The sequence below is a fragment of the Streptococcus salivarius genome, assembly GCF_000785515.1.
GTDB lineage: Bacteria > Bacillota > Bacilli > Lactobacillales > Streptococcaceae > Streptococcus > Streptococcus salivarius.
In genome coordinates this window covers 1,025,192-1,051,364 of record NZ_CP009913.1, presented here as the reverse complement: position 1 = coordinate 1,051,364, position 26,173 = coordinate 1,025,192, and the positions used below count along the sequence as shown (strand labels likewise).

Sequence of the window (26,173 nt, the reverse complement as noted above, 5' to 3'; positions counted from 1 at the left end):
ACATTTCCCATTATCATTATAACATTACTATAACTTCATTTCAATTGTCATTCTTTTTAAAAAAGAAGAAACCGTTTTTCATTATGATATCTAGCATTTAATTTCTATCATTTTTTATAATATTGTAAACTTATTTTCACATTTTTAGTGGTTGAACCTTAAATTGTCGGATATTTACCTATTTATTACAAGTCTTTTTCTTCCAAATATTTTTATTTTTTTTCTAGTAGTTTGAAAATTTTTAACCTATTGATTCTTCGAGTAGATCTTAGTTACAACACAAAAGGACGACCTAATGGCGTCCTTTTACAGATTAGTCTGCAATTAGTGTTTCAAGACCAACTTTCATCATGTCAGTGAAAGTGTTTTGACGTTCCTCAGCTGTAGTGTCTTCATCTGGATTGACCAAACTATCAGAAATAGTCATGATGGCAAGAGCATCTACTTGGTGTTGAGCTGCAAGGTAATAAAGTGCTGCTGCTTCCATTTCAACAGCCTTCACTCCCCATTTACCAAGCTCAATGTTTTTTTCGAAATAATTTGAATAGAAAACATCAGAAGACAAAACATTACCAACATGTGTTGTCATACCGAGATCTTTGGCAATATGGTAAGCCTTATCCAAGAGATCGAAACTTGCAATTTGTGGGAAATCGTATTGTGGCCAATCATTACGGATAATGTTAGAGTTTGTCGCTGCGGCTTGTGCTAGAACTAACTCACGAACGTGAACATCCTCGTTCAATGAACCAGCAGTTCCCACACGGATCAATTTTTTAACACCATAGTCAACGATGAGCTCACGCGCGTAAATAGAGATCGATGGCATCCCCATTCCTGTTCCCATTACTGAGACACGTTCACCTTTATATGTTCCTGTGTAACCAAACATGTTACGAACCTCATTGAAACATACAGCATCCTCAAGGAAATTCTCAGCAATGAATTTCGCACGCAATGGATCCCCTGGAAGAAGAATTTTATCAGCAATTTCTCCTTGCTTAGCAGCAATATGAATAGACATAATATAATATACCAAGGGCATTAAAGAGGCAAAGTAAAAATAGGAAATCCGACAAAGATGCTTCGCATCTAGGAGGATTTATCTTTTTTACACAGCCTCTAGCCCGGGTTCAGTTTCAAACCCGAACTACCCTTCCTTTCATTTTTTGATGGTAAAGGAGCAGACAGAAAACAAATGAAGACTATCTATTTTCCGAGCTTTCCGCTCGTGTTCAAATCAGAACACACGCTCTACCTTTCTTAATTTTTATTTTTAAATATTTTTCTACTATTATATAGTGGATAAATAACTACTTTAAAAGTGGATTAAGCTTGAGTCAATGAATCAAGAAAATCGTATAACTTTTTGTTCATTTCAGAATAATCGTTGGCACGTAATTGTTCAGGTGTTTGAACAAAAGGCAAGTCTTTATTTTGCTTACGTAAATGCTCTTCACCGTCAGCAGCTATAAGTAAATCAATGGCTTCAAGATCAAACTCCAAGTGTGCCTGAAAGGCATAGTGTTTAGGACTGAAGCGAACAATTTGACGTGGACAACCTTGACTAGTAGCAAGAACAACTGCATTATCAGTCAATCCAGGCATATCACCATGCCAGTGGCCAGTATTTAGAGTTGTGCCAAAACCTTTGACATGCTCATCAGCTAATCCATCATCCGTAAGTGTTATTGGAAACACACCAATTTCGCGTTCTGGACTATGCTCATACTTACCACCATAGGCTACAGATAAAAGTTGAGCACCTAGGCAAACCCCAACAATATAGATATCAGCAGCAATTGCTTTTTGCATAAATGCAATCTCAGCCTCTGGGTCATAATAAGGAAAGGCCTGACAATCCTCATCAGGTGACTGAGGGCCACCCATCACAATTAGAAAATCAATACCTTCAACGGTTTCAGGAAGAACCTCTTCCTCATATACCTTGGTTGATGTGATATTATGCCCACGGTCTTGAGCCCATTTTAAATAGGCTCCTGGAACTTCGAACGTTTCGTGTAAGATAAAATGAATATTCATTGTTTTTTCTTCCATCTATTTTTAATTATCCTCGATAGTAGACTCGCTAAGATTAGTGGTACTGCTACCAGCTCTCCTTGACCAGTAAAACCTAAAACCAAGGCTATCCCAGTTAGAGGAGCATCTAAAGTTGTTCCTAAAAATACGGTTGCACCAAGTAACATTCCTAGAGTAGTATTGAGGGATAAACCAAAAATCTCAAGACATCTTGTCAATAGGAAACCCAATCCGGCACCTAAGGTAAAGGAAGGGGTTAGGGTTCCCCCATAAGAGCCTGCCCATAAAAGTAAACATACCATAAGACCTTTGACGACAAGGATAAGAGGTAGGTATGCTGAACCCCCACCTGAAAATAACCATTGTGCTAGAACCTGACCATTTCCCATGATTAAAGGATAGAAAGCTGCAATCCCACCTAATACTACATAAGATAGTGGCATGGTCCACAGAATACGTTTATCAGTCATACGACTCTTACTCGCACTTTTAGCTAAGACTTTAAATACAAGAGCAAGCGGAGTTATAGTCAATGCCAAAACGAAAACCTGTATCAAACTATTGGGATAAAGGCTCACCTTGTTAACTGCATAGATAGCTTCACCACCAACAATTGGTCGGGCGCAATAGGCCGATAGGTAGGTTGAGAAAAGAATGACGACTATATTTTTTAGTTTCCATCCAACTCCGAGAGTTTCCAAAACAAACAAAGCACTAGCAAAGGGAACTTGGTAAACTGCAGCTAAGCCCGCACCTGCACCACAGGCAATCATGAGTTGTCTTTCAGAAATTTCTAAGCCTAGTCCTTTAGATAGACTACCCGCACATAAGGCACCTAGTTCCCGTGGAGCTCCTTCTTTACCTACTGAAGCACCTGCTCCAACGATTGCTACCTGTACTAAAGCATGTAGAGTCTGACCTAGAAAATTTGGACTTCTTTTACCAACCAGTTGTTTCGTTTTACTAATGGACAGAAGCGATATCCGTCGTTGAAGGAAATACCAAAAGAGACTAGCAAAAACACCAGCTATCAGAATAACGAAGAAGCGTCGACAGGCACTTACAGAATGATACTGTAACAACAGGTCTGAGTTATCATTGCCAAAAGCAAGAAATTGTATAAATTCTATAAGGTAATGGCAAAGAATACCGACCATTCCAGAAGCTATTCCAGTTGCCAAAACAGCTAGAAATAACCTAAGCGACTTGGGAAGCCAAGTTAAACTATTTCTTCCTTGAGCACCCATATATTAGAGTTAGACTAAATTGGTTTAACCAACTTTTTCCCACTGCATTAAGAGTGGAGTCAATTCCTTTCTTGCTTTATTTTTAGGCTTCATATCATTACTTTGACTTTTAGACTATATTCTAGTAATAATGATTTTGTAAATATTATAAATAGTTTATTTCTGAATAACCTAAAGTAGTTCTTAAAAACGCAAATGGCAAAGTGTAAATTGTTTTATTATATTGCGATACCATTTCATTATAGTGTAATTTTTGATTAGCAACTAGTACTTCTGACTCTTTAATCTCAGCAATCAGATCTTTTATACTTTGATCAGCGGTAATACTTGTATCCCTTTCTATTTCCTCTAAAATCTTATTCTTTGTTTCTTCAACTTTAGTAGAGTATTCGTGTTTAGAAGAATTTCCAGATTCACCATAAAACTTACGCTTAGATTCTGAATGATTAGCTTTGTTTTCATCGTTAGTAAAATTGTTGACAGACTTTTTTTCTTCCAATAATTCTGAGACATTTTTCCTAACAGACATTTTCAACTCATGGTCAACAATCTTATCAGTTAATTCACGCAGTTGCGCAATTAGCTTTTCCACATATTTTTCTTTAATTTCAATTGCACTGTATGAAGATTTGATCAATTCTTTTAAGTTAACAGCTTTATGGTATTGAAATAGAAATGCTATTATCATGTAGCTAAAAATTGCAAATACTATAGATGCGCCTTGAAACGGTTCATAGTTTATATCACTACCACTTGAATCTATTGCAGAAAATATAACCAACCAAACGAAGGTCAATAAAGCTACTATAAAAACTCCACGAATGATACGAAATAATGGATTATTCACTAAATTTGACATCAATTATTCCTTTTTAAAGTTCAGCTAAAATTGCTTTAACCAAGCCTTTAAAGTTCTCTTTAATTTGTTCAGTCACAGCAACGACTTCTTCATGATTAAGTTCTGATTGGAAGCCAGCTGCAAAGTTTGTAATGGCTGAAATTCCAAGAACTTTCAATCCTGAGTGAGCTGCTACAATAACTTCTGGAACTGTAGACATACCAACAGCATCTGCACCCAGTGTCTTGAATGCACGGATTTCAGCTGGTGTTTCATAGGTTGGACCTGTCACACCGATATAAACACCATCATCCAATTTGATACCAAGTTTATCAGCCACTTTATGAGCGGTTTCACGGTATTCAGGTGTGTAAGCTTTAGACATATCAGGGAAACGTGGTCCAAAATCATCCAAGTTTTCACCAATCAATGGGTTTTGACCAGTCATGTTAATGTGGTCAGTGATGGCCATCAAAGTACCAGGACCATAGCCGATACCACCTGCTGCATTGGTTACAACAACTCCTTCACATCCAAGAGCTTTCATAACACGTACAGGGAAAGTAACCACTTCTAGCGGATTTCCTTCATAGAAATGGAAACGTCCTTGTAGAGCCAAAACCTTACGTCCAGACAAAGTTCCGTAAACAAGTTTTCCAGCATGACCGACAACCGTTGATTGTCCCCAGTTTGGAATATCCGCATAGTCAATGACAATTGCGTCTTCAACTTCTTCAGCCAACTCACCAAGTCCAGAACCTAAAATTAAACCAAACTCAGGTTTTTCAATTCCTTTGCTTTCCAAAAATGCTTGAGTAACTCTAATTTTTTCAAGTAGCGACATGTTATTTCTCCCTTAATTTTATTTCATTCTTAAAAAGTGACCAATTTTTGAAAAAGTTCTTGCATTTCGAATGGTTATATCAGGATAAAAAGGTGTTTTCAATAACTTCTTATGATAAGCTGTTTGGCTATAAGTTGATTTATCATACTTTCCCCAGTAGACACCAAGTTGACCAAAATGAAGTATTTCATCTTTCAACTCTAAAGAGTTAATAATCTTCTTCATTTCGGTCTTATCAAGTCTTTCAGTGAATAAGAGGACGTCTTTTCTATAGAAATCATCTTCCCACCACTTAGGTAATGAGGCCTCTTCATTTTGATAATCTTCAAGAGTAAAAAGAGAAAATACCTTAATAAATGGATAAACCTTATTTAGAAATTCCTCTAAAACTAAGAGGAGTTCCTCTTTCATCAAGGTAGAATCAAAGAAAAGATTTCCACTATTTATATAGGAAGAAACATGTGACATACCGAGTTCTTCTAACTCACGACAAAATTCCTCCATGACTACCTTGTGACGACCACCAACGTTTATCCCACGAACCAAAAATGCATAGCGCTTCATTTTAGATAAGTTTATCCAAGAAGCTTTCACCAATCATGGCTTTATCTACACCAAAGTTTTCAGCGATTGTTGCTGAGATATCAGAGAAATGACCTACTGGAATAAGTCCATTTCCTTTGAATGATGGACTGTAAGCCAAGAATGGAATATATTCGCGAGTATGGTCCGTACCTGCATAAGTTGGATCATTTCCGTGGTCTGCTGTAATCATCAAGAGATCATCTTCACGCATAGCAGCAATGATTTCAGGCAAACGTTGGTCAAATTCGTGCAAGCAATCACGGTATCCATGTGGATCACGACGGTGTCCATAAAGGGCATCGAAGTCTACCAAGTTTGTGAATGAGAAGCCATGTTTGAAGTCTTCAGAAGTCATAGCTTTAATCAAATTATCAATACCATGGCTATTTGATTTGTTGTGTCCCATATCGTGGTTGATACCAGCTCCGTTGAAAATATCATTGATTTTACCAACGGCATAAGTATCGATACCAGCTTCATTCAATTTATCCAAAACAGTTGATTCAAATGGTGAGACAGCCAAATCACGACGGTTAGATGTACGAGTGAAGTTTCCAGGCTCACCAACGTAAGGACGCGCAATGATACGCCCTAGAAGAGCTGGACGCTCAAGGGTAATTGAACGTGCATATTCACAAATACGATACAATTCAGCCAAAGGAATAACGTCTTCGTGTGCGGCAATTTGAAGAACTGGGTCAGCTGAAGTGTAAATAATCAATTCACCAGTTTCCATTTGACGAGGTCCAAAGTCTTCAATAACAGCCGTACCTGAGTATGGTTTATTAGCTTCACGAATGACTTTACGTCCTGAGAATTCTTCAATTTTAGTGAGAATTTCTTCTGGGAATCCGTTCCAGAAAGTATCAAAAGGTTCAGTAATATTGAGACCCATGATTTCCCAGTGACCAGTCATCGTATCTTTACCAAGAGAAACTTCCTGCAATTTTGTTGCATAACCAGTTGGGTTGCTCTCTGCTGGTACTGTTTTCAAAGGTGTTTCACGAGGAATATTTCCTAGACCAAGCTTAGCCATATTTGGCACATTCAATCCTACAGATTTAGAGATGTGACCAAGGGTATCTGAAGCACCGTCTGGCACACCTGCATTGACAAAGTCATTGGCATCTGGAGCAGCACCAATTCCTACTGAATCAAGAACGACTAAATGCATTCGGTTAAATTTGGACATAATAACACCACAAAGAGCTAAAATCTTTTCGAAATTACCTCTTGCCTTTCTATATTATTTAATAGTTTGAAAATAATTAATTAGTTTTCCTCATTAAAAGTGAGGGGAATAAAAATCGGACTAGGCCTTAACTTCAACGACCTTAACACCGTCTTTTCCTGCAACGATGACTTTGTTAACCATGCCATTGAACAATCCATGATCGACAACCCCTGTCATAGCTTTTAGTTCTTCACCAAGAGCTACTGGATTTTCAATCTTACCTAAATCAAGATCGATGATATAGTTCTTCATATCTGTAACAAAGCGGTCACCTTGTTCCGTAAGTCGGAATGATGGCTTATAGCCCTTAGACTCAAAGACACGGTACAGACGGTCAGCACCATATTGAACCACTTCAACTGGTAGTTTGAAAGCACCTAATTGATCAACCATTTTAGACTCATCAACCACCCAGATATATTCTTTTGTAGGTGTAGCGACGATTTTTTCCATCAAAAGGGCGCCACCGCCACCTTTAATCCCGTTGAGTTGAGGGTCTACTTCGTCGGCTCCATCAACAGTAACATCAATACTGTCAATGTCATCCACTGCCTTCAAAGGAATGCCTAAGCCCTCAGCTTGTTTAGTGGTTTGACTTGATGTCGTTACACCAACAACACTAAGACCTTCTTCCTTAATACGACGGCCAATTTCCTCTACGAAGAAGTAAGCTGTTGACCCTGTACCGAGTCCAACAACCATTCCATCTTCAACATATTTGGCAGCGGTTACACCAGCGATTTTCTTAAGTTCTTCCATGCTAGTCTCCTTGCATCTTTCTATAAATAGTCGTTCAAAACAATTATAACATGTTTCACCAGTAAATAGAAATGATATGAGGGAGGAAAACAGACCAAAAATAAACAAAATAAAAACTAGATCCTAATAGAATCTAGTTTTGATGGGGAACTAATTTAATAGCACCACTTAATCTTCTTTACGACGTTTGAAGAATCCTACAAAGGCTACAAAAATCATTGAAAGAAGTCCAATAAATCCAGCATTGCTAGTGTGCTCACCAGTTTGTGGCAACTCAGCTTGAGGCACTACAGGAACTTCAGTATCTGGAGTTGGTGTAGTTGGTGGTGTCACTGGAGTTGGAGGAGTAACAGGTGTTGGTGGTGTTTGTGGAGTAGTCGGTGGAGTTGGTGGTACCACGTGAGACTCTCTCTCAACGACATAGTTCTTGTGCCATACAACACTTGGTTTTTCAGGAGTTTTAGGTTCTACTGGTTTAGCAGGAACTTCAACTACTTTTGGTGTTGGTGGCGTTGGTGCCGTTGGACCTGTTGGTGGTGTTGGTTCAACCGGTTTTTCTGGAACTTCAACCACTTTTGGTGTTGGTGGCGTTGGTGCCGTTGGACCTGTTGGTGGTGTTGGTTCTTGTGGTTTACCAGGAACTTCAACTACCTCTGGAGTTGGTGGCGTTGGTGCCACTGGCTCTTTTGGAGGTGTTGGTGGTGTTGGTTCTTGTGGATTGATACCAACTGTTTTAACGACTGGTTTAACCGGTGCTGTTGGTGGTGTTGGTGCCTTAGGTTCTTCAGGTTTTTCACCTGGATTCTTAGGCAAACCAAGGTTAGAGTTGATTGCGAACCAGTAAACTGTTGGTGCACCATCAGCATTTGCACCTTCAGCAGTAAATACCAAATGACCATTAGTCATCTTGATACCTGCACCTCCATAGTAGAGGTAAGGTGAATCAGCGTTATCCCAACCTGTCAATTCTGATGTTGTCTCACCATTAAAGACTGCACCATGGTCAATGTATTGGTTATCATTGACTGATGTTACTTCTTTAGTAGCAGCATCATAAGTAACTGATGATTTTGGAATAGCGATGAATTGGTTATCACCAATATTTACATATTCTTGGTGGCGTGTTGATTGGTATTTTTTCTTAGGTGTGAATGTAATCAAACCAGTTTCAGCAGAAACGCTGTATGAACCAATAACATCATCTTTATCACCAAACGTATAATCTTGGTTACCAAGAGCGTGTCCATTACCGCTACCTGAAGCATTAAGAGTTGTTACATCAGATGGAATTTCACGTGAGACAACCCATTCTGAACCATTCCAGTCAGTGATAGGAACCACTACCTTAAGTGGGTTCTCATCTGAAATGTTGACTGTAGCTCCACCAAAATCTGCATAACCAGATTTTGTAACAACTTCACCGTTTTGGATTGCCAAAGTAGAACCATCTGCGTAAGGATTGTAAGTACCGCGAACAGTATTACCATTAACGTCTTTCGCTTCTACTGTAAGTGGACGTGGGCGCTCAGATGTTTCAACATAAGCTGCACCGTTCCAGTGGTTAAGTGAGTTAAGTGCTACGATAGCATTACGCTCACTAAGGTTGAACATTTTACCATCTTTATCGTAAAACTCAACATCTACAGCTACTTTAACCGGTTTATCTTGATCAGTCGATGCTCCAACTGTCATAGTTACTGTTGGATCCTTACTGATTTTCGCGATACCTTTTCCGTCGTTTGATGGAAGGCTAACAATTTCGTAACGGTAAACAACACGCTTGATTGCTGATGCTTCATTCTCAACAAGCATGCTTGATTGGTTCAAACCATCATAAGTAACAACAAATTTGTCACCTTCTTTAACTTGAATCCACTCGTCTTCAGTATTTGTCCAAGGGCTATTTGAAACAATGTCAGATGCTTGTAACTTGTTAGAGTCATATTGGAAAACATTACTTGTGTTAAGACGCTCTTGTGCTTCTTTTGTCAAGTAGTTGCTTACACCTTCAACTTTGTGTGTCGCATCGTTTTCACGTTGGAAAGTCAATTCTTGAACAACTTCAGCATCTTTAAGGTTACGATATACAGGATCATTCATGTATTTATCGTAAGCTGTTTTAGCATCTTGGTATTGTTTAAGTGCTGTTTGGTAAACAGCTAATTTGTTTTGATACTCAAGGTACTCTTGGTCATATTTAGCTTTTTGCTCATTGTAGACAACCAAGGCTGCTTCGTATTTAGCTTTAGCATCTGCATTGTATTTTTCAATAGCTTGTTTTGTTTCAAGATCTGCTTCATAAGCTGTTTTCTTAGCATTATAAAGTTCAAGATTCTTGTCATACGCTGCTTTTTCTACATCATATTTAGCTTTTGCTTCATTGTATGCTGCTAGCTCAGTTTGATATTTAGCTTCAGCTTCGGCGTTACGTTTTTCCGTAACAACTTTTTCAGCTACTTTATTATCATAGTTAGCTTTTTCAGCATTGTATTTGGCTTTATCGCTATTGTACTGAGCAAGAGCTGCTTCATAATCAGCTTTTGCTTGGTTATATGTTGCCAATTCTGCTTGGTATTTAGCTGCAGAAAGCGCATTTTCTTTATCAGCGGCTTCTTTTTCTGCTACCTTAGCATCATAAGTAACTTTCTTAGTCTTGTACTCTGAAAGAGCTGAGTCATAAGCTTGCTTAGCAATTTGGTATTGCTCTGAAGCTTTATCATAAGCTGTTTTTTCAGTATTATATTTAGCCTGAGCTTCAGCATTTGTTTTATCAGCAAGTGCTTTCTCAGCTAATTTGGCATCATAGTTTGCTTTTGCTTTATCATAGTCAGCTTTATCTGACTTGTATTGTTCTTTAGCCGCTTTATAATCAGAAACGACTGTATTGATTTTCTCTGCTTGTGCTTTATTATCTGCAGCAGCTGCTTCAACAGTTTCTTTGGTTTGAGCAGGTTCTTCCTTAACCTCAACCCCTTCGTTAGTTGCAGCTGTTTTTGCAGCTTCTAAGCTTGTATTTGTTACTTCACTCGTTGTAACAGTTGTGTTGCCTTCTTCAGTAACGTTAACAACTTTCTTTTCAGTTGAATCTGCTACGGCTGAAGTGTTTTCTTCAACAGCATCTGTTGCTTCAACTGCTGGTGTTGCTGAATCTGTAGTTGTTGCTACCTCATCAGCGCTTGCATTTGAAGCTCCTACTGCAAGAACTGCAGTCCCCAAAAGAACAGAAGCCGCACCAAGGCTAGACTTTCTGAGTGAATAACGTTGTAATTCCTTTTTCCCCATTTAAATTACGTCCTTCTATATTTAGTTATGTTCATATTCTAACAAAAGAAAGAACCATGTCAATTTGAGATATCTCATAAAAACACCCATTCCTTTAAATTCGATTAGATTCTTAAATTCAAATACTTTTTAATATCAAAACATTTGATAGAAAAAACCCTATTATTAATAGGGTTTACGTTACAAATAGGCGGTTTAATTTTATAATATCTAGTCCGATTAGCTTTAATGTTTTTTTATTGAAAAGATTATGAAAAACAATCAACTATAAGCTTTCATTTTACTTTTCATAGTGATATTCAGCTTTAGGATAGCTATTTCACCTAAATCATGTCCTCTCGTTTGTCCTATTAGTTTTAACATTCAAACTTATTCAGTTCGTTAAAGAGCAAATAATAGGTAACAAAAAAGACTAGACTGTCTTGCATGGCAAAACAACCTAATCTTTCATTTTATCTTATTAATGTTTACGTTTGCGAGCTGACCATAGACCTGAAAGGGCCATTGAAAGCAAGCCTAGACCTGTTACAGATGCTAATTTTTGGTTAGAGTCACCTGTTTCTGGCAATACGGCGCTATTAGTTCTTTCTGTTTCTTGCTTAGCAACCACAGAAGAAGTTGGTGTAACGCTTGGTCCTGTAGGTGTTCCAGGAGTTTTTGGTTTTTGAGGAGTTGGTGGCGTCGTTGGTACTGGACGTGTTACGCGCTCAACAAGATAATTTTTATGCCATTTTACCTTAGGAGCTACAAGTTCTTTAGGTGAAACAGGTTTATTAGGAACATTAACTGTGACCATAGTTGGTGGTGTTGGAGCTGTTGGCTCTGTTGGTGGCGTTGGTTTTGTTGGCTCACCAGGTACCTCTACAACTACAGGTGTAGGTGGAGTCGGAGCCTTAGGTTCTACTGGTGCCGTAATCTTACGTGGCTCTACTGGCACTTCAACTAAAGCTGGAGTTGGTGGCGTTGGAGCTTTTGGTTCTGTTGGAGCCTTTGGTTCCTCTGCATCAACTGTAACCACAGTGTAGTTAGGTTCTGTCGGTGGTGTTGGAGCTTTAGGTTCTTCTGGTTTGCTTGGTTCCGCTGGAACTTCAACAACTGTCGGAGTTGGTGGCGTTGGAGCTTTCGGTTCTGTTGGAGCCTTTGGTTCCTCTGCATCAACTGTAACAACTGTATAGTTAGGTTCTGTTGGTGCCGTAGGAGCTGTTGGCGGAGTTGGTTCTGTTGGTACCGCTGGAAGAACTTCCAATGTAATCGTTGGTGGTGTTGGAGCCTTTGGTTCTTCAGGAGCTGTTGGCTCTTTTGGTGCCTCACCTGGATTTTTTGGAATACCAACGTTTGAGTTAATCGCAAACCAGTAAACCGTTGGTTGACCAGCAGCATTAGCTCCATTGGCCGTAAATACCAAGTGACCATCAGCCATCTTCAATCCTGCTCCACCATAATAGAGGTATGGAGAAGATGGATTGTCCCAACCTTCAAGAGTCGCTGAAGATTCACCATTAAAGATAGATCCATGTTCAATGTATTGGTTATCTTTAAATGATGTCACCTCTTTTGTAGCAGAATCATAAGAAACACTTGAATTTGGAATTGGAATGTATTTATTGTTTCCAACATTTACAGATTCTTGGTGCTCTACATTTTCAAATTTCTTCTTAGGAGTAAAGATGATACGTCCTGAAGTTGGATCAATCGTATAAGAACCGATAACATCATCTTTACCATCTAATGTGAACTCATCTGTTCCAATAGAGTGACCGTTCCCAGCACCTGAAACATTGACTGAAGTTGCGTCAATAACAGTTTCTTCACTAACTGTAAATTCACTACCATTCCACGTTGCTTTTTGTGCCACAATCTTGATTGGGTTTTCAGCAGAGATAGTGACATCAGCAGTACCAAAGTCAGCTGTTCCATTTTTAACAACAACCGCATTGTTTTCAATGCTCATTGATGAACCATCTGCATACGGATTCCAAGATCCTCGAACAGTGTTACCATCTTTATCCTTGGCTTCTACTGTAAGGGCACGAGGTTTATCCCCACTATCTACATAGGAAGCACCTGTCCAGTGGTTAAGAGAGTTCAACGCTACAATTGCATTGTGCTGTGTCAAATCAAATTTATTGCCATTACCATCATAGAATTCAACATCTACAGCAACTTTAACTGGTTTGTTTTGGTCTGTTGAAGCACCGACTGTTAGTGTTACAGTTGGGTCTGAGCTAACGGCTGCAATTCCTTTACCGTCATTTGATGGGAGACTCAAAATCTCATAGCGATAAATCACGCGCTTGATTGGATGCATATCCGTATTTTCACGCATGCTTGACTGATTCAAGTTATCATAAGTAACAACAAATTTATCGCCTTCCTTAACTTGAATATACTCAGTTTCATTATTGGCCCAAGGACTAGTTGCTACAATATCGGAAGCTTCCAATTTATTGGAATCATACTGATGTACGTTGCTTGTATTCAAACGAGCTTGAGCATCTCGAGTGAGATAAGCACTGATGCCATCGATGGTATGAATGGCTCCACCTTCACGTTGGAAGGTCAAATCTTGAACAGTTTCTACATCTTTTAGATCTTGGAAACCATTATCATTCATGTACTTATCATAGGCTGCTTTAGCATCTTTGTACTGTGCCAAAGCTGTATGATATTCAGCAAGTTTTGTTTGGTATGTAGCAAAATCTTTGCCGTATTGCTCTAAATCTACATTGTATTTTGCAAGCTCAACCTCATACTTAGCTTTTGCAGCATCTTCTTCTGCTTTAATAGCAACAAGTTGATCATAGGCTGCTTTATCTTTATCGTATTGCGCTTTCTTAGCTTGGTATTCTTGTAAATCTTTATCGTATTGTGCTTTAGCTGTATTATAAACAGCCATTTCTGCATCATACTTGGCTTTAGCTTCCGCATTTGCCTTATCAGCAGCTGCTTTTTCGGCTACTTTGGCATCGTAGGCTGCTTTAGCAGTCTTGTAGGCAGCTAAATCAGTTTGATATTTTTCGTAAGCCGTATTGTAAGCAGCAAGATCTTTCTCATATTGCTCTTGAGCAGCCTTATCAGTAATTTCTGCTTGTGTTTTCTCAGCTACTTTAGCATCATAGGCTGCTTTTTTCGTATTGTATTCAGCTAGAGCGGCATCATACGAAGCCTTATTTGTCCTATATTCAGACAAGGCTGCTTCGTAAGTGACCATTTCTGAGTCATACTTAGCTTTAGCTTCTGCATTAGCTGCATCAGCTGCTGCTTTTTCGGCTACTTTAGCATCATAGGCGGCTTTGGCAGTCTTGTAGGCAGCTAAATCGGTTTGATATTTTTCGTAAGCGGAATTATAAGTAGCTAAATCTTTCTCATACTGCTCTTGAGCTGCCTTGTTTTCGATTTCTGTACGAACTTTTTCAGCTACTTTAGCATCATAAGCTTCCTTCTCAGCATCATATTTTGCCTTGTCTTTGCTGTACTGAGCCATAGCAGCTTCATAGTTCTTCTTAGCAGTTTCATAAACAGCCAACTGTACCTTGTAATCGGCTTCTGACTTAGCATTAGCTGCATCAGCTGCTGCTTTTTCGGCTACTTTGGAATCGTAAGTTAATTTTTGAGCATTATACTCTTCCAATGCTGCATCATAGGCTTTTTTATCAGCTTGGTATTTAGCTAAACCTTTTTCATAAGCAGCTTGATCAGTATCATACTGTGCTTTAGAAGCAGCGTTTGCTTTATCAGCTGCTGCTTTTTCGGCCACTTTAGCATCGTACTCAGCCTTAGCTTTATCATACTCAGCTACATCTTTTTTGTGGTTTTCTTTTGCTTTCTGATAATCCGAAACAACCGTGTTAATCTCTTTTGATTGAGCTTGATTGTCAGCTATAGCACCCTCTAGGGATGTATGTGTTTGAGGTGCAGTTTCTTCGACTTCTACCCCTTCTTTTACCGCAGAAGTTTTAGCATCCTCAAGACTATCAGTTGTAACAACACTTGTTGTTACAGTGGTATTTCCTTCTTCTTTGACAGAAACAACTTGCTTCTCTGAATGATCAACAGTCGTTGCCGGATCGGCAGCAGTATCTGTTAGCACAGAAGCACTAAGTGGTGTATCAGTAGCAGCTGAAGTTGAAACCTCATCTGCCTGTACACCAGTTGCACCCATCGCAAGAATTGTTGTACCCAAAAGAACAGAAGCAGCTCCAAAGCTATACTTCCTGATTGAAAAACGTTGTGAATCTTTTCTTCCCATATCACAAATTTCCTTCTAAATTTTCTTAACACCTAAAGTCTATCACTTTTAAACTTTCTGTCAATGGAATTGTCTTAATATTTTTAAAAATTTACACTCATTTTCAATTTGTAAGTATTATTTAATTGATTCTTTAGTTTAAAAGGATAGCTACCTTAATTTTATATGTTACTTCTTCTGAAAATTAGAATTAAATTACATGATATAAGCTTGATATTAAAGTTTTGTTAATTATTTTTGCGACTCTTTTTGTTAAAGTATCAAAAAAAGCCCCAAAGGGCTAAAATCTTTACAATATTTGGGTATGTTCTGATAGTTGCTTCATTGATTTGAAACAATACCTAACGACAATCCAAGTGCAGATATCAGACATCATCGACTTAAGATTTTTTTTGACCAAGGCCTTCAAATCTGGAACTACTTCTTCCATAAACCATGGATTTTTTGCTTGCCAAATATTATTTCGAGGAGAAGGATGAACGAGAGGGAAAAACTCTGGTAGATAATCTTTGTAATGCTTAACTGTATCCGTTAATTTTGCTGACGATTTTTGATGTAAATAGTAATGCTGTGCATAATTACCTACTAAAATCGTCAATTGGATATCAGGAGCTAAAGCAAGAACTTTCTCATGCCACTTATCTGCAAATCCTTTGCGAGGAGGTAAATCACCTGATTTACCATGACCTGGGAAATAAAAATCCATTGGTACAATAGCAAACATACCAGATTCATAGAATTCTTCGCGTGAGACCCCCATCCAATCCCTGAGATTATCACCACTAGGATCATTCCAGTAAAGGCCAGACTCTTGGGCACGAATACCAGGAGCTTGTCCCACGATATTAATCCGAGCCGTTTTTGGAATGGAAAACAAGGGTTTTATACCTTGTTCCGTATAAACTTTATTTTGTTCATCAGCCATAATGGCTTGTGTCAATTCTTCAAGTGTTTCCATAATGTCCTCCAAAAAAAAGAGACAGTCTGTCTCTTCTTTTTATTTGATTAACTCATAGATAGCCTCTGCATAAATGGCAGCTGCACGGTACAAGTCCTCAACTTCAGTAAATTCATTGGCTTGGTGCATAGTGTTGACATAACCAGGGAACATAGCTCCATAGGCAACACCACGTTTTAGGAGACGTCCAAATGTCCCACCACCAATAATTTGTTCATGACCTTTAAGCCCTGTTTGTTTCTCATAGACTGAAAGAAGGATCTCTACCATAGGATCATTAACTGGTACATAGTGTGGCACATGACCATGTTCTGAGAGACTAACAGCCTTAGGACCTTCAAGTTTTTCAAGGCCGGCCTTAATACCGTCTACATCAACGCCTTGAGGGTAGCGGAAATTCAAAGCAATTGTATTATCTGCTGATTCCTTATTGAAATGAAACACCCCAGCATTCATGGTCAATTCACCCATCTTAGGATCTGTGTAAGCAAGACCTACTTTTTCACCAAAGAAATCTTTATGCAATGTTTCAGCAATTAAATCCAAATACTTTTTAGCATTACCTTGGAAATCAAATTGGCTAAGGAAGAGTGCCAAGTAGGTTGCTCCATTAATACCATTTTGAGGCATCATACCATGAGCAGATTTCCCATGAATAGTCACATGAAAAATACCTGCTTCTTCAATCACTTGACCAGTCACCTCTTGGTCAGCAACAAAGTCTTTTAATTTGGCCTCGAGTTCTTTCAAAGTGATAGGTCCAGTGAAATCTGCACTTGCAGATTCAGGAACCATATTTTCACGCAAACCACCATTAAAAGACACAAGACTAAATTCTCCATCATTTTGACCTTCAAAATGGAGATAAGCTGTAATATTACCCTTTTCACCATTGATAATTGGAAATTCTGCATCAGGTGAAAAACCAAAATCAGGATCTTTCAACCCATTATGAGCGAAGTAATAATCCATATCGCCCCAACCAGATTCTTCATCAGTACCAACAATGAAACGCACACGCTTAGATACTGGAAGCTCGAGTTCTTTGATAATTTTCAAGGCATAGTAACAAGCCATTGTTGGGCCTTTATCATCTGATGACCCACGAGCATAAAGTTTGCCATCTTTGATTACAGGTTCATAAGGATCTGTATCCCAACCACTCCCAGCTGGAACCACATCCAAGTGTGCAAAGATACCCAATACTTCATCACCTTGACCAAATTCAAAGTCACCAGCATAATTATCAATATTGCGAGTTTTATAACCATCACGTTCAGCTAAAGCAAGAAAATGTTCCAAAGCTTTTACTGGTCCAGGACCAAATGGGTGCTTATCATCAACCTTACTGTCATCACGTTCTGAGTTAATACGCAAAAGACCAAAAAGGTCCTCCATCAAGGCATCTTTGCGCTTATCAACTTCGGCACGAAAATCAATTGTCATAATTTACTCCTTACTGTCTCTAGTTAGCACTATTTTACCATTTTTAGTAAGAGTTTTCATCCCTTATAAACAAAGCCAATAAAAAATGCAATCCCTTACCGAATGTCAAAAGACTTCATACCATCTTCAATAGAATGTGAAAAATTCCTAAATCAGGAACACTCGAATCTAAAGTAATAGCATTTATATCAGCTAAGAGGTAAAACTCTTGACTATCTAGCTCTTTATACTTTAGGCCCTCCTATTAGGAGTCAGCACATTGTAGCATCTCGATAATATCATTTCAAGAATTTCCATAAACTTTAGAATATTCTCTTCATTAATGCTATAATAGGACTATCAAAACTAAGGAGATGCATTATGCCATTTGTAAAGATTGATCTCTTTGAAGGTCGTACTGAAGAACAAAAAATCGAACTTGCTCGCGAAGTTACTGAGGTTGTATCACGTGTTGCCAAAGCACCTAAAGAAGCTATTCATGTTTTCATTAATGATATGCCAGAGGGAACTTACTACCCACATGGTGAAATGAAGAAGAAAAACTAATCATCGTTAAGCAGTCACATCCGTGGCTGCTTTTGATATAAAAAACTGGAAAGAAACTCCAGTTTTTTTATATTATCGTTGGTAGTTCATCATCGTCGTCAAAATTCTCAACGACTTCTTCACCAGGCAATGGTTTTTGTAGTTTTCCCAAGATAAAACGTGAGATTGGACCAACCACTAGAAAATTAAGTGGTAAAGCCATGATAACATTTGTCAACCAAGCACGACCATAGGATAATAACGTCACCGACTGACTGTTGTAAACTAATCCATAGAATGACATAAACGTTACCATGAGTAGCGCCATGGTCCCAGAAATCACTAAAATCTTTGCCCATCGTTTATCATGGGCTTTTACTTTATGCAAAATTGCAAATGCTATTGTTTTGGCTAGTGGCCCCACCAAAAGCATATCAAGTAAGAAAGCAACCACAAATCCAGGAAAATAACCTTGGAAAAAGTTACCCCAAGCAAAGGGAACTACTCCAGTCCAATCAAGGATGAGAAGATTCCAGAGACTCATCCCACAGACCATCATTCCACACATCAAAAACGTAAAAAGCAAAGCTTCTTTAAAATTACGAGGCATTAAAATTCTCCATTTCTAAAAGTTCTCTTTTAGCCTATCAAAAATATTTTTTCCTCGTAAGTTAAATTTCTCTCATGAAAACGTATTATTTTAGGATAGTTTCCATTTCTGTATATCTCGGTTTCATACCTAAACGTTCGTAAAAACGTAGAGCACCTGCATTATCATTCCATACGTGAAGTGTCAGATTATAACAACCTAGCTCCTTAGCATAGTCCAAGGCAAATTGGTAAAGCTTTTCTCCTATTTTTTGACCTCGAGATTCCTTATCAACACATAAATCATCTATAAAAAGAGTTTTAACAGCCTTTTGTGGACCATCATTTTCAGTTTCTTCTTTAATCATTAAGAAAAGATGGCCCAAGATACGTCCTTCGTCATCTTCGTACACAAAAACAGGTTTTTTTGAATCATTAATTACTACTTCTAACTCTGCATCTGTAAATTTACTGCCTTTTGACTTAAAAACATCAGGGCGTGCTTGATGATGAACAATAAGAATCTCCTCCAATAACTCCTGTAATCTTGGAATATCTTCAAATTTTGCTAAACGAATCATGATTACCTCCACAAAAAAAGATGGGTAAGACCCACCTTAATTCTTATTTACCAAGTTTTGCTTTAGCTGCATCTGCAAGAGCTGTGAAAGCTGCTGCATCGTTAACTGCCAAATTAGCAAGCATTTTACGGTTAACTTCGATTTCAGCCAATTTCAAACCGTGCATCAATTGTGAGTATGACAAACCATTCAAACGAGCTGCCGCATTGATACGTGTGATCCAAAGTTTACGGAAATCACGTTTCTTTTGACGACGGTCACGGTATGCATAGTAGTAAGAGTTCATTACTTGTTCTTTTGCAGTACGGAACAAGATGTGTTTTGCACCATAGTAACCTTTAGCAAGTTTCAATACACGTTTACGACGTTTGCGTGATACAACGCCACCTTTAACACGAGCCATTTATATATTCCTCCGAATTAATTCTAGTTTAGTTAATTTGTAATGCTTGTAGCGAATTAACGCATTTGTGAAAGCATTGATTTGATACGTTTAAAGTCACCTGAATGTACCATTGATGCTTTACGAAGGTGACGACGTTGTTTTTTAGTTTTACCGTGGAAACGGTGAGATGTGAAGGCACGGAAGCGTTTCAATCCACCTGAACCTGTACGTTTGAAACGTTTAGCTGATGCGCGGTGTGTTTTTTGTTTTGGCATTTTAAAATTCTCCTCTTAAAATAGTGTTAGTTTGACAATTATTTTTTGTCAGGAATTGGTGCAAGTTGCATGAACATTTGACGTCCATCCATCTTCGCTCTTTGCTCAATAATTGCAATATCTTGCGTTTTTTCAGCAAATTCCGCCAAGACCTTAGCTCCGATTTCTTTGTGAGTAATCATACGACCTTTAAATCGGATAGAAACTTTAACCTTGTTTCCTTTTTCAAGGAATTTACGGCCATTACGAAGTTTAGTTTCAAAGTCACCTTTATCAATAACTGGACTCAAACGAACTTCCTTAACGGTAACAACGCTTTGTTTCTTACGTTGTTCTTTTTGTTTCTTTTGATACTCAAATTTGAACTTACCGTAGTCCATAATCTTCGCAACAGGTGGCGTAGCTTGTGGTTGGATGAGAACCAAGTCAACATTTGCATCATCTGCAATAGCTTGTGCTTCTGACAATGGTTTAATTCCCAATTGTTCACCATCAAGACCAACAAGACGAACTTCGCGAACGCGAATTTCATCGTTAATGAATAGATCTTTCTTAGCTATGATCTTCACCTCTTTATTTTTTTAGAGAAAAACAAAGCGGACTTGATATACAAGCCCGCACACATAATATCCCTAGAGGGATTTGACATGTTGGGCCAGACAACCTAAGTCGCAAGGCGAGAAGTTCTCACTTCTGCTTTTCTCATTGTTAATAGTATAACAAGTGAGTCATCCTTTGTCAATAATTTTTTTTTGCTTTTTCTTGAATAAATTCCACAACACCATCAATAGACACACCTGTAGTATCAAAAGTGATGGCATCTTCCGCTGGTTTAAGAGGTGACACCTTACGATGACTATCTTTATAGTCACGTTCAGCAATTTCTTTTTTTAGAGTCTCAAGGTCAGCAGGGATACCTTTTTCGATATTTTCCTTATAACGACGTTCCGCACGTTCATCAACTGAAGCAATCAAGAAAATCTTGAGTTCTGCATCAGGCAAAACCACGGTCCCGATATCACGACCATCCATGATAATAGCCCCATCTTGAGCGATACGTTGTTGTTGCGCAACGAGTTCTTGACGCACTTCAGGAATAGCTGCGACCCAAGAAACATTATTTGTAACTTGGTTATCACGAATTGGGTGTGTAATATCGACATCACCTACATAAACTTGCTGACTACCATCTGCTGCTTTTCCGAATGAAATCGGATGTTGAGATAGTTGCTCCAAAATTTCTGGTACATTTTCCTCAGTTAAATCATTCTGCAAGGCCAAATAAGTTGCAGATCGGTACATGGCACCTGTGTCAAGATAAGTATAGCCAAGATTTTTTGCAATAATCTTGGCTACTGTACTTTTTCCACTTGACGCAGGACCATCAATAGCAATTCTAATATCTTTCATGATGTTCCTTTGCTTTAAAAATTATTGAACGTTAACGACGTCACCTGGGTTAGCATACCAGTAACCATTTGTCATGTGATCAGGGTTAAGACGTTCCAATTCATCTACAGAAATACCTGCACGTGCGGCGATTGAACCAGCACCTTCACCAGATTGAACAACAATTGATGAACCATCTGCTGCTGCCGTAGCGCTTGATGGTGTTGTCTCAGCTGACTCAGTTGCATCTTCTTTTACTACATGTTTAGAAGAGCTTGATGCTTTAGTTGAAGATGATTTCTCTTTTGATGATTTTTCTTTTGAAGATTTTTCTGTATTAGATTTCTCACTTTCCTCATCTTTGTTTGAGTCTTTCTCGCTAGATGAAGATTTAACAACTTTGCTAGTTGATGATGAGTAGAATCCAGATGATTCCTTAGATTCCGCAGTTTTGTTTCCACCGACATTTGAAGTATAGAAAACAAAGAACAAAATACATACAACAATAACAAAGAATAATCCAAGCAAGACTGTCAAGAATGATGAATTAATGAAGCCACCACCTTTTTCGCATTTTTCATCAGAAGGAGTTACATCCTCTTCTTCTTCATAATCCTCAAACTCATCTTCATCATCTAGAAAATCAGCGTCAACTACTTCTTCCAACTCTTCGTCAGAAACCTTATCTTCCCATGGTTTTTTACTCATGATATTCTCCTTGTAAAAACAATAAATCTATTTTAAAATAATACTATGAAAGTATCATTAATTCCAGAAAAATGTATCGCTTGTGGTTTGTGCCAAACCTACTCTCCCGTCTTCGATTATGATGACGAAGGTATTGTTAGGTTCAGAGATAGCGACCAACTCAATCAAATTATTGAAAACACCCCTGAGACTTTGACTGCTGTCAAGTCTTGTCCCACTAAAGCCCTTATTTGCGAAGTTTAAGCTTGAGGGCTTTTTTTGATTCCTCATAAAAGGCAAAGTAATCAAAGTTGGTCATATGATCCAATAGCTCTACCTCACCTTTGAAATCAGGGTGAAGCGCTAAAGCATCTAAGAAATATTTCTTTGGCCACTTTCTCATATAAAACTGACGTTTTTTACCATTTTTAAAAATAAGGCTCAAGCCAGTTTTAATAACTTCGACTTTTTCAATATCACTAATTTTCACTTTGCGTGGTTTAAAAATATTGAAAGAAACAATACGCAGAATCCCATGATCTTCAATAATAAAGTAACGATGGAATCCTAAACCAAACAAGGCAACGAAAATAGTGAAAAGCATCAAAATATGTGAGGGCACCGAGTACAACTCGAATAGAAGGGCCGCCGCAATAAAGATTGGCGTGATGGCTAAAGACCAGTAGATGATTAGCCAAGATAATTCGGGTTGCCAATGGTAACGATACTTGCCGAAAATTTTAATCATCTCAGCACCTCCATTACTTCTAATTTTACCATAAAATCAGTATTTAGCAAGTTCTATTAAGGTTTACTGACAATTCCAAGAATAACATCTACAGCTTTTTCCATTGTCTGCAAGGAAACAAACTCATATCGACCATGCATATTCTCGCCCCCAGCAAAAAGGTTTGGAGTTGGAATACCCATAAATGAAATCTTTGAACCATCTGTTCCACCACGAATGGGTTCAATAACTGGGCTAATATCCAATTCCTCCATAACTCCTTTAGCCAACTCAACAGGCGTCATATCTTTTTCAATAACCTGACGCATATTATAGTATTGATCTTTGAGTACCAAATCAACTCGTGTCTGACCATAAGTTTTATTCATTTCATCGGCAATCTTTTGGAAGGCTGCTTTACGATTTTCAAAAGACTCTTTTTCAAAATCACGGATGATATAAGATGCTTTTGCTTCTTCAACAGTACCTGTCATGGTTTGAAGATGGTTGAAACCTTGATAGCCATCTGTCAACTCAGGGCGTTCTTCTGCTGGTAACTGATTATGAAAATCAATTGCCAACTGCAAGGCATTAACCATTTGGTCTTTTGCTGTTCCAGGGTGAACATTACGTCCATGGAAGGTAAGTTCTGCTCCCGCAGCAGAGAAGGTTTCATACTGTAATTCACCCAATGGGCCACCATCAACTGTGTAGGCAAAATCAACATCAAAATCATTGACATCAAATTTATCTGCGCCAATTCCAATTTCTTCATCAGGACCAAAGCCTACACGAATCTCACAATGTCTGATTTCAGGATGAGCCTTCAAATAAGCCAAGGCTGTCATGATTTCTGCAATGCCAGACTTATCATCAGCTCCAAGAAGAGTGGTGCCATTTGTCGTAATAAGTGTCTGACCAACATAATTCTTGAGATTTGGAAAATCTGCTGGATCTAGGTTAAAACCTGAACTTCCAAGGGGTATGATACCTCCATCATAAGAGTCAATGACTTGAGGTGACACACCTTCTGCATTAAAATCAGCAGTATCCATATGTGAGATGAAACCAATCTTACGTGTTAATTGGTCATCGTTAGCCGGAAGGGTTGCCACTAGGTAACCATTACTTTCCAAATAATGGATGTTACTTAAACCTAGTTCTTCTAATTCTGGTTTTAGAACCTTCAAGGCAAAATCTACCTGGCTTTGTGTTGTTGGTGTTCTTGTCGCATTTTCATCACTACGTGTATTGATTTTAACATAACGTAAAAAACGCTCTAAGAGTAAATCGTAGCCCATAAGCACTCCTTTAGTTGTATTTAGTATTTACCTCAATTATAGCATAAAAACCCATCATATTGATGGGTTAACCGTATAACTTAAACTTTAGATTCTTTTTCGTAGTAAGACTTAATCCCTGCCACAATTGCGTTAGCTAAAGTCTCTTGATAAGCAGAGGTATTCAAGCGAGCGGCTTCTTGAGGATTTGACAAGAAGCCAAGTTCAAGGAGAACTGCTGGCGCCGTTGTTTCACGCAAGACTGCAAAGGTTTGACGTTTCACGCCCTGATTCTGAGCGCCAGTCGCATTAATAAGGCTGGACTGGATGGCATTGGCCAAAGTGTCACTCATGCTCAATCGCGTCGGATTAGCATGGTAGGTCGCATTAATACGTGATGGGTATTCTGCATAAGGTTGGTAATAATAAGTCTCGATTCCCTGTGCTGCTGAACTGCCTGAAGCATTGATGTGGATACTTACGAAGATATCTGATTCAGAGGCATTAGCTGCACGAGAGCGATCCGTCAAATCGACATAGGTATCGCTGGTACGTGTGGTCACAACTTGATAGCCTTCTGCTTCTAATTTGGCCTTAACTCGGCTTTGTATAGCCAAGGTCAAGCTCTTTTCAGAAATACCAAAGTACGAAGCTCCTGGATCATAGCCACCATGGCCAGCATCTAGATAGACAACCTTATTTAAAACATCGTAGTTTCCTCTTGATGCCGAACCGATTTTCTTAGGTGCTACCACATCAGCTGAGGTAGCGCCAAAGCCAATATTCTTACCAGAAGCATCAACAATATAGCCATGAACGATATACTTGCCTGAATTCCACTTGTGCTGACTGGCTGAAATAGTCACCTTGTAGGAACCATCCTCCTGCTTTGTAGTATTATGCCAAACAAGATCATCCTGACCATTTTGCTCAGACCAAACAGGTATTACCACACCTGAAATACCGCTTGAATTCGTCAGATTGGTGATAAGAACGTCAAAAGTTCCACGATTTTTATCATTATTGGCAATAGTCAATGTTCCTTGAGTTTTAGTGATATCAAGTGTCACTTGTTTGCCACCTAGGCCAATGAATTTACCATCATTGTCAACCAAATAGACATGAGAATTATAAAGGCCGCTATCTCCCTTATGATTGCTTGAGCGAACGGTTACCTTATAATCTCCATTAGCTTGCTTAGCTGCCTTGTACCAGATGATATCATCTTGACCATTCTTTTCTGACCAGGTTGGAACTAGAACTTCTTTGAAACCACGTGGCGCAATCAAGTTTGAGATAACAAGATCATAGCTACCAGTAGCATTGTTGAGAGCAGTGATGGCAAGGTCGGCTTTGGGATTTGGGCTCTCTACTCCTTCATTTTCTTGGACGGAGTTAGTCGTATTGCTCACTGCATCCCATTCATAAAGTTTATAGGCTTCAATTAAACGGATAAGTTTTCCGGGATAATTTGGATCTGTCGCATATCCTGCATTCTTCAGTTCCTGAGCCGCAATGCGATAATCTGTTTCATTCACAACTTTTCGATAATTGTCTTTTCGCCACTCGGTACTCGTGAAAAATTTTGCATGGTCTACTACACTATCATTCCATGAGGCATATTTTCGAAAAGCAGCATTGACTGTGATATAGTCACCATTAAGATATTCCTGTGTAGGTACAGTTACTATTTCTCCATGCCAGTCCTCTGAATCTTTAATGCCAAAAAGATTATTGTTGGGAACCTTAGCAAGTTCAGAGCTTCCCCAACCACTTTCTAGAATAGCTTGCGCTGCCGTGATAGATGGAAGGATTCCTTCCTTGGCTCCATCCATGGCTCCTTGCTTAATAGCACTAAGAAAATGACGTTGATTCTGGTCAATTTCGCTAATATCATCTGCCTCTTGATAAGAGCTTGTGGCCACAGAACTATTGGTTAAGACAGCTATTTTTGAAGAATCTTTCAGACTTGTTTGCTTCTCCTCTAATACCTCTTCACTTTGTAGATTCATTTGACTCATTGAATCATCGTGTACTCCTACTTCAGAATAGCTTGCCGTATGATTATCAGTACTTTCTTTCAAAGATTGAGAAGTATCAATTGACGACAACATCTCATCTGCTTTCGCCGAATGACCAGACATTCCTAAAAATAAGATTGTCAGCATGACACCGCACAATCCATAAGCTTTACTTTTCTTAAATCCAAAATGAAATCCTAATTGCATCTTAATTTCCTTCTCTACTTACAATT

General features: G+C 38.6%; 23 protein-coding genes, 1 pseudogene and 1 other annotated feature. Of the genes and pseudogenes, 2 read left to right on the top strand and 22 right to left on the bottom strand.

Features of this window, described 5'->3' with window-relative positions; translation table 11 throughout:
- Positions 1 to 313: 313 nt before the first annotated feature.
- The 12 genes and pseudogenes from deoD to pepV all read right to left on the bottom strand — a co-directional run bounded on the left by deoD (position 314) and on the right by pepV (position 17,482).
- Entirely contained in the window at positions 314 to 1,024 is a 711-nt protein-coding gene (gene deoD, locus SSAL8618_RS05130; protein ID WP_002884979.1) for a purine-nucleoside phosphorylase, read from the bottom strand.
- 305 nt (positions 1,025 to 1,329) lie between these two features.
- Positions 1,330 to 2,043: a type 1 glutamine amidotransferase gene (locus SSAL8618_RS05125; protein WP_038675935.1), complete on the bottom strand. Its 714-nt coding sequence runs from the start codon at positions 2,041 to 2,043 to the stop codon at positions 1,330 to 1,332.
- Positions 2,040 to 3,287 (bottom strand): chloride channel protein, encoded by a 1,248-nt coding sequence (locus SSAL8618_RS05120; RefSeq protein ID WP_038675933.1) that lies wholly within the window; start codon positions 3,285 to 3,287, stop codon positions 2,040 to 2,042. The genes SSAL8618_RS05125 and SSAL8618_RS05120 overlap by 4 nt, the downstream gene beginning before the upstream one ends.
- A 145-nt stretch (positions 3,288 to 3,432) precedes the next feature.
- The gene (locus SSAL8618_RS05115) at positions 3,433 to 4,146 is read right to left on the bottom strand and encodes a LemA family protein (RefSeq protein ID WP_038675932.1); all 714 of its coding nucleotides are present in this window, start codon (positions 4,144 to 4,146) and stop codon (positions 3,433 to 3,435) included.
- A 13-nt stretch (positions 4,147 to 4,159) separates the two neighbouring features.
- Positions 4,160 to 4,969 carry a purine-nucleoside phosphorylase gene (locus SSAL8618_RS05110; RefSeq protein WP_038675930.1) on the bottom strand — a complete coding sequence of 270 codons (810 nt, stop codon included), beginning with the start codon at positions 4,967 to 4,969 and terminating at the stop codon, positions 4,160 to 4,162.
- An 18-nt stretch (positions 4,970 to 4,987) separates the two neighbouring features.
- Entirely contained in the window at positions 4,988 to 5,533 is a 546-nt protein-coding gene (locus SSAL8618_RS05105) for a DUF1697 domain-containing protein (RefSeq protein ID WP_038675927.1), read from the bottom strand.
- 1 nt (position 5,534) lies between these two features.
- The gene (locus tag SSAL8618_RS05100; RefSeq protein ID WP_038675925.1) at positions 5,535 to 6,746 is read right to left on the bottom strand and encodes a phosphopentomutase; all 1,212 of its coding nucleotides are present in this window, start codon (positions 6,744 to 6,746) and stop codon (positions 5,535 to 5,537) included.
- A 120-nt stretch (positions 6,747 to 6,866) separates the two neighbouring features.
- Positions 6,867 to 7,547 carry a ribose-5-phosphate isomerase RpiA gene (gene rpiA, locus SSAL8618_RS05095; RefSeq protein ID WP_002884973.1) on the bottom strand — a complete coding sequence of 227 codons (681 nt, stop codon included), beginning with the start codon at positions 7,545 to 7,547 and terminating at the stop codon, positions 6,867 to 6,869.
- A 168-nt stretch (positions 7,548 to 7,715) separates the two neighbouring features.
- On the bottom strand, positions 7,716 to 10,829 hold the full coding sequence (locus SSAL8618_RS05090) for an LPXTG cell wall anchor domain-containing protein (protein ID WP_038675923.1): 3,114 nt from the start codon (positions 10,827 to 10,829) through the stop codon (positions 7,716 to 7,718).
- A gap of 460 nt (positions 10,830 to 11,289) precedes the next feature.
- The gene (locus tag SSAL8618_RS05085; protein ID WP_038675921.1) at positions 11,290 to 15,078 is read right to left on the bottom strand and encodes a GbpC/Spa domain-containing protein; all 3,789 of its coding nucleotides are present in this window, start codon (positions 15,076 to 15,078) and stop codon (positions 11,290 to 11,292) included.
- A 382-nt stretch (positions 15,079 to 15,460) separates the two neighbouring features.
- Positions 15,461 to 16,036 (bottom strand): annotated as a pseudogene (locus SSAL8618_RS05080) (uracil-DNA glycosylase family protein); the annotation flags it as partial.
- A gap of 39 nt (positions 16,037 to 16,075) precedes the next feature.
- Positions 16,076 to 17,482 (bottom strand): dipeptidase PepV, encoded by a 1,407-nt coding sequence (gene pepV / locus SSAL8618_RS05075; protein WP_038675919.1) that lies wholly within the window; start codon positions 17,480 to 17,482, stop codon positions 16,076 to 16,078.
- Positions 17,483 to 17,842: 360 nt separating this feature from the next.
- Here pepV and SSAL8618_RS05070 point away from each other — a divergent pair, with 360 nt between their 5' ends.
- Positions 17,843 to 18,028, top strand: coding sequence for a 4-oxalocrotonate tautomerase (locus SSAL8618_RS05070; protein ID WP_002885057.1), 186 nt, complete (start codon positions 17,843 to 17,845; stop codon positions 18,026 to 18,028).
- Positions 18,029 to 18,095: 67 nt separating this feature from the next.
- Here the strand turns inward: SSAL8618_RS05070 and SSAL8618_RS10815 are convergent, their stop codons facing one another.
- The 7 genes from SSAL8618_RS10815 to SSAL8618_RS05035 form a co-directional block, all read right to left on the bottom strand.
- Complete coding sequence (locus SSAL8618_RS10815; RefSeq protein ID WP_038675917.1) at positions 18,096 to 18,617, bottom strand: DUF2798 domain-containing protein; 522 nt, start codon at positions 18,615 to 18,617, stop codon at positions 18,096 to 18,098.
- Positions 18,618 to 18,702: 85 nt separating this feature from the next.
- The gene (locus SSAL8618_RS05060; protein ID WP_038675915.1) at positions 18,703 to 19,176 is read right to left on the bottom strand and encodes a GNAT family N-acetyltransferase; all 474 of its coding nucleotides are present in this window, start codon (positions 19,174 to 19,176) and stop codon (positions 18,703 to 18,705) included.
- Positions 19,177 to 19,219: 43 nt separating this feature from the next.
- Complete coding sequence (rplT, locus tag SSAL8618_RS05055; RefSeq protein ID WP_038675913.1) at positions 19,220 to 19,579, bottom strand: 50S ribosomal protein L20; 360 nt, start codon at positions 19,577 to 19,579, stop codon at positions 19,220 to 19,222.
- A gap of 56 nt (positions 19,580 to 19,635) precedes the next feature.
- Positions 19,636 to 19,836, bottom strand: a complete 201-nt coding sequence (gene rpmI / locus SSAL8618_RS05050) for a 50S ribosomal protein L35 (protein WP_002885093.1) — start codon at positions 19,834 to 19,836, stop codon at positions 19,636 to 19,638.
- A gap of 38 nt (positions 19,837 to 19,874) precedes the next feature.
- The gene (infC, locus tag SSAL8618_RS05045) at positions 19,875 to 20,405 is read right to left on the bottom strand and encodes a translation initiation factor IF-3 (RefSeq protein WP_002885108.1); all 531 of its coding nucleotides are present in this window, start codon (positions 20,403 to 20,405) and stop codon (positions 19,875 to 19,877) included.
- 13 nt (positions 20,406 to 20,418) lie between these two features.
- Positions 20,419 to 20,541 (bottom strand) — a sequence feature (ribosomal protein L20 leader region).
- A 33-nt stretch (positions 20,542 to 20,574) separates the two neighbouring features.
- Positions 20,575 to 21,246, bottom strand: coding sequence for a (d)CMP kinase (cmk, locus tag SSAL8618_RS05040; RefSeq protein ID WP_155274348.1), 672 nt, complete (start codon positions 21,244 to 21,246; stop codon positions 20,575 to 20,577).
- A 21-nt stretch (positions 21,247 to 21,267) separates the two neighbouring features.
- The gene (locus SSAL8618_RS05035) at positions 21,268 to 21,933 is read right to left on the bottom strand and encodes an SAG1386/EF1546 family surface-associated protein (RefSeq protein ID WP_038675912.1); all 666 of its coding nucleotides are present in this window, start codon (positions 21,931 to 21,933) and stop codon (positions 21,268 to 21,270) included.
- 45 nt (positions 21,934 to 21,978) lie between these two features.
- On the opposite strand from SSAL8618_RS05035, the gene SSAL8618_RS10360 reads away from it, so the two are divergent.
- Positions 21,979 to 22,176 (top strand): ferredoxin, encoded by a 198-nt coding sequence (locus SSAL8618_RS10360; RefSeq protein ID WP_002890861.1) that lies wholly within the window; start codon positions 21,979 to 21,981, stop codon positions 22,174 to 22,176.
- On the opposite strand, the gene SSAL8618_RS05030 is transcribed toward SSAL8618_RS10360, so the two are convergent.
- The 3 genes from SSAL8618_RS05030 to SSAL8618_RS05020 form a co-directional block, all read right to left on the bottom strand.
- Positions 22,160 to 22,660 (bottom strand): EbsA family protein, encoded by a 501-nt coding sequence (locus SSAL8618_RS05030; RefSeq protein ID WP_002890860.1) that lies wholly within the window; start codon positions 22,658 to 22,660, stop codon positions 22,160 to 22,162. The two genes, SSAL8618_RS10360 and SSAL8618_RS05030, sit on opposite strands and share 17 nt — an antisense overlap.
- Before the next feature lie 56 nt (positions 22,661 to 22,716).
- Positions 22,717 to 23,940, bottom strand: a complete 1,224-nt coding sequence (gene pepT, locus SSAL8618_RS05025; RefSeq protein ID WP_037600532.1) for a peptidase T — start codon at positions 23,938 to 23,940, stop codon at positions 22,717 to 22,719.
- A gap of 80 nt (positions 23,941 to 24,020) precedes the next feature.
- Positions 24,021 to 26,147 carry an N-acetylmuramoyl-L-alanine amidase gene (locus SSAL8618_RS05020; RefSeq protein ID WP_038675909.1) on the bottom strand — a complete coding sequence of 709 codons (2,127 nt, stop codon included), beginning with the start codon at positions 26,145 to 26,147 and terminating at the stop codon, positions 24,021 to 24,023.
- Between the last annotated feature and the right edge of the window lie 26 nt (positions 26,148 to 26,173).

Bases quoted from the DNA above. Each gene is read 5' to 3' on its own strand.
- deoD (WP_002884979.1), bottom strand. From the start codon at position 1,024: ATGTCTATTCATATTGCTGCTAAGCAAGGAGAAATTGCTGATAAAATT.
- SSAL8618_RS05125 (WP_038675935.1), bottom strand. From the start codon at position 2,043: ATGAATATTCATTTTATCTTACACGAAACGTTCGAAGTTCCAGGAGCC.
- SSAL8618_RS05120 (WP_038675933.1), bottom strand. From the start codon at position 3,287: ATGGGTGCTCAAGGAAGAAATAGTTTAACTTGGCTTCCCAAGTCGCTT.
- SSAL8618_RS05115 (WP_038675932.1), bottom strand. From the start codon at position 4,146: ATGTCAAATTTAGTGAATAATCCATTATTTCGTATCATTCGTGGAGTT.
- SSAL8618_RS05110 (WP_038675930.1), bottom strand. From the start codon at position 4,969: ATGTCGCTACTTGAAAAAATTAGAGTTACTCAAGCATTTTTGGAAAGC.
- SSAL8618_RS05105 (WP_038675927.1), bottom strand. From the start codon at position 5,533: ATGAAGCGCTATGCATTTTTGGTTCGTGGGATAAACGTTGGTGGTCGT.
- SSAL8618_RS05100 (WP_038675925.1), bottom strand. From the start codon at position 6,746: ATGTCCAAATTTAACCGAATGCATTTAGTCGTTCTTGATTCAGTAGGA.
- rpiA (WP_002884973.1), bottom strand. From the start codon at position 7,547: ATGGAAGAACTTAAGAAAATCGCTGGTGTAACCGCTGCCAAATATGTT.
- SSAL8618_RS05090 (WP_038675923.1), bottom strand. From the start codon at position 10,829: ATGGGGAAAAAGGAATTACAACGTTATTCACTCAGAAAGTCTAGCCTT.
- SSAL8618_RS05085 (WP_038675921.1), bottom strand. From the start codon at position 15,078: ATGGGAAGAAAAGATTCACAACGTTTTTCAATCAGGAAGTATAGCTTT.
- pepV (WP_038675919.1), bottom strand. From the start codon at position 17,482: ATGACAATTGATTTTCGTGCCGAAGTTGATAAGCGCAAAGATGCCTTG.
- SSAL8618_RS05070 (WP_002885057.1), top strand. From the start codon at position 17,843: ATGCCATTTGTAAAGATTGATCTCTTTGAAGGTCGTACTGAAGAACAA.
- SSAL8618_RS10815 (WP_038675917.1), bottom strand. From the start codon at position 18,617: ATGCCTCGTAATTTTAAAGAAGCTTTGCTTTTTACGTTTTTGATGTGT.
- SSAL8618_RS05060 (WP_038675915.1), bottom strand. From the start codon at position 19,176: ATGATTCGTTTAGCAAAATTTGAAGATATTCCAAGATTACAGGAGTTA.
- rplT (WP_038675913.1), bottom strand. From the start codon at position 19,579: ATGGCTCGTGTTAAAGGTGGCGTTGTATCACGCAAACGTCGTAAACGT.
- rpmI (WP_002885093.1), bottom strand. From the start codon at position 19,836: ATGCCAAAACAAAAAACACACCGCGCATCAGCTAAACGTTTCAAACGT.
- cmk (WP_155274348.1), bottom strand. From the start codon at position 21,246: ATGAAAGATATTAGAATTGCTATTGATGGTCCTGCGTCAAGTGGAAAA.
- SSAL8618_RS05035 (WP_038675912.1), bottom strand. From the start codon at position 21,933: ATGAGTAAAAAACCATGGGAAGATAAGGTTTCTGACGAAGAGTTGGAA.
- SSAL8618_RS10360 (WP_002890861.1), top strand. From the start codon at position 21,979: ATGAAAGTATCATTAATTCCAGAAAAATGTATCGCTTGTGGTTTGTGC.
- SSAL8618_RS05030 (WP_002890860.1), bottom strand. From the start codon at position 22,660: ATGATTAAAATTTTCGGCAAGTATCGTTACCATTGGCAACCCGAATTA.
- pepT (WP_037600532.1), bottom strand. From the start codon at position 23,940: ATGGGCTACGATTTACTCTTAGAGCGTTTTTTACGTTATGTTAAAATC.
- SSAL8618_RS05020 (WP_038675909.1), bottom strand. From the start codon at position 26,147: ATGCAATTAGGATTTCATTTTGGATTTAAGAAAAGTAAAGCTTATGGA.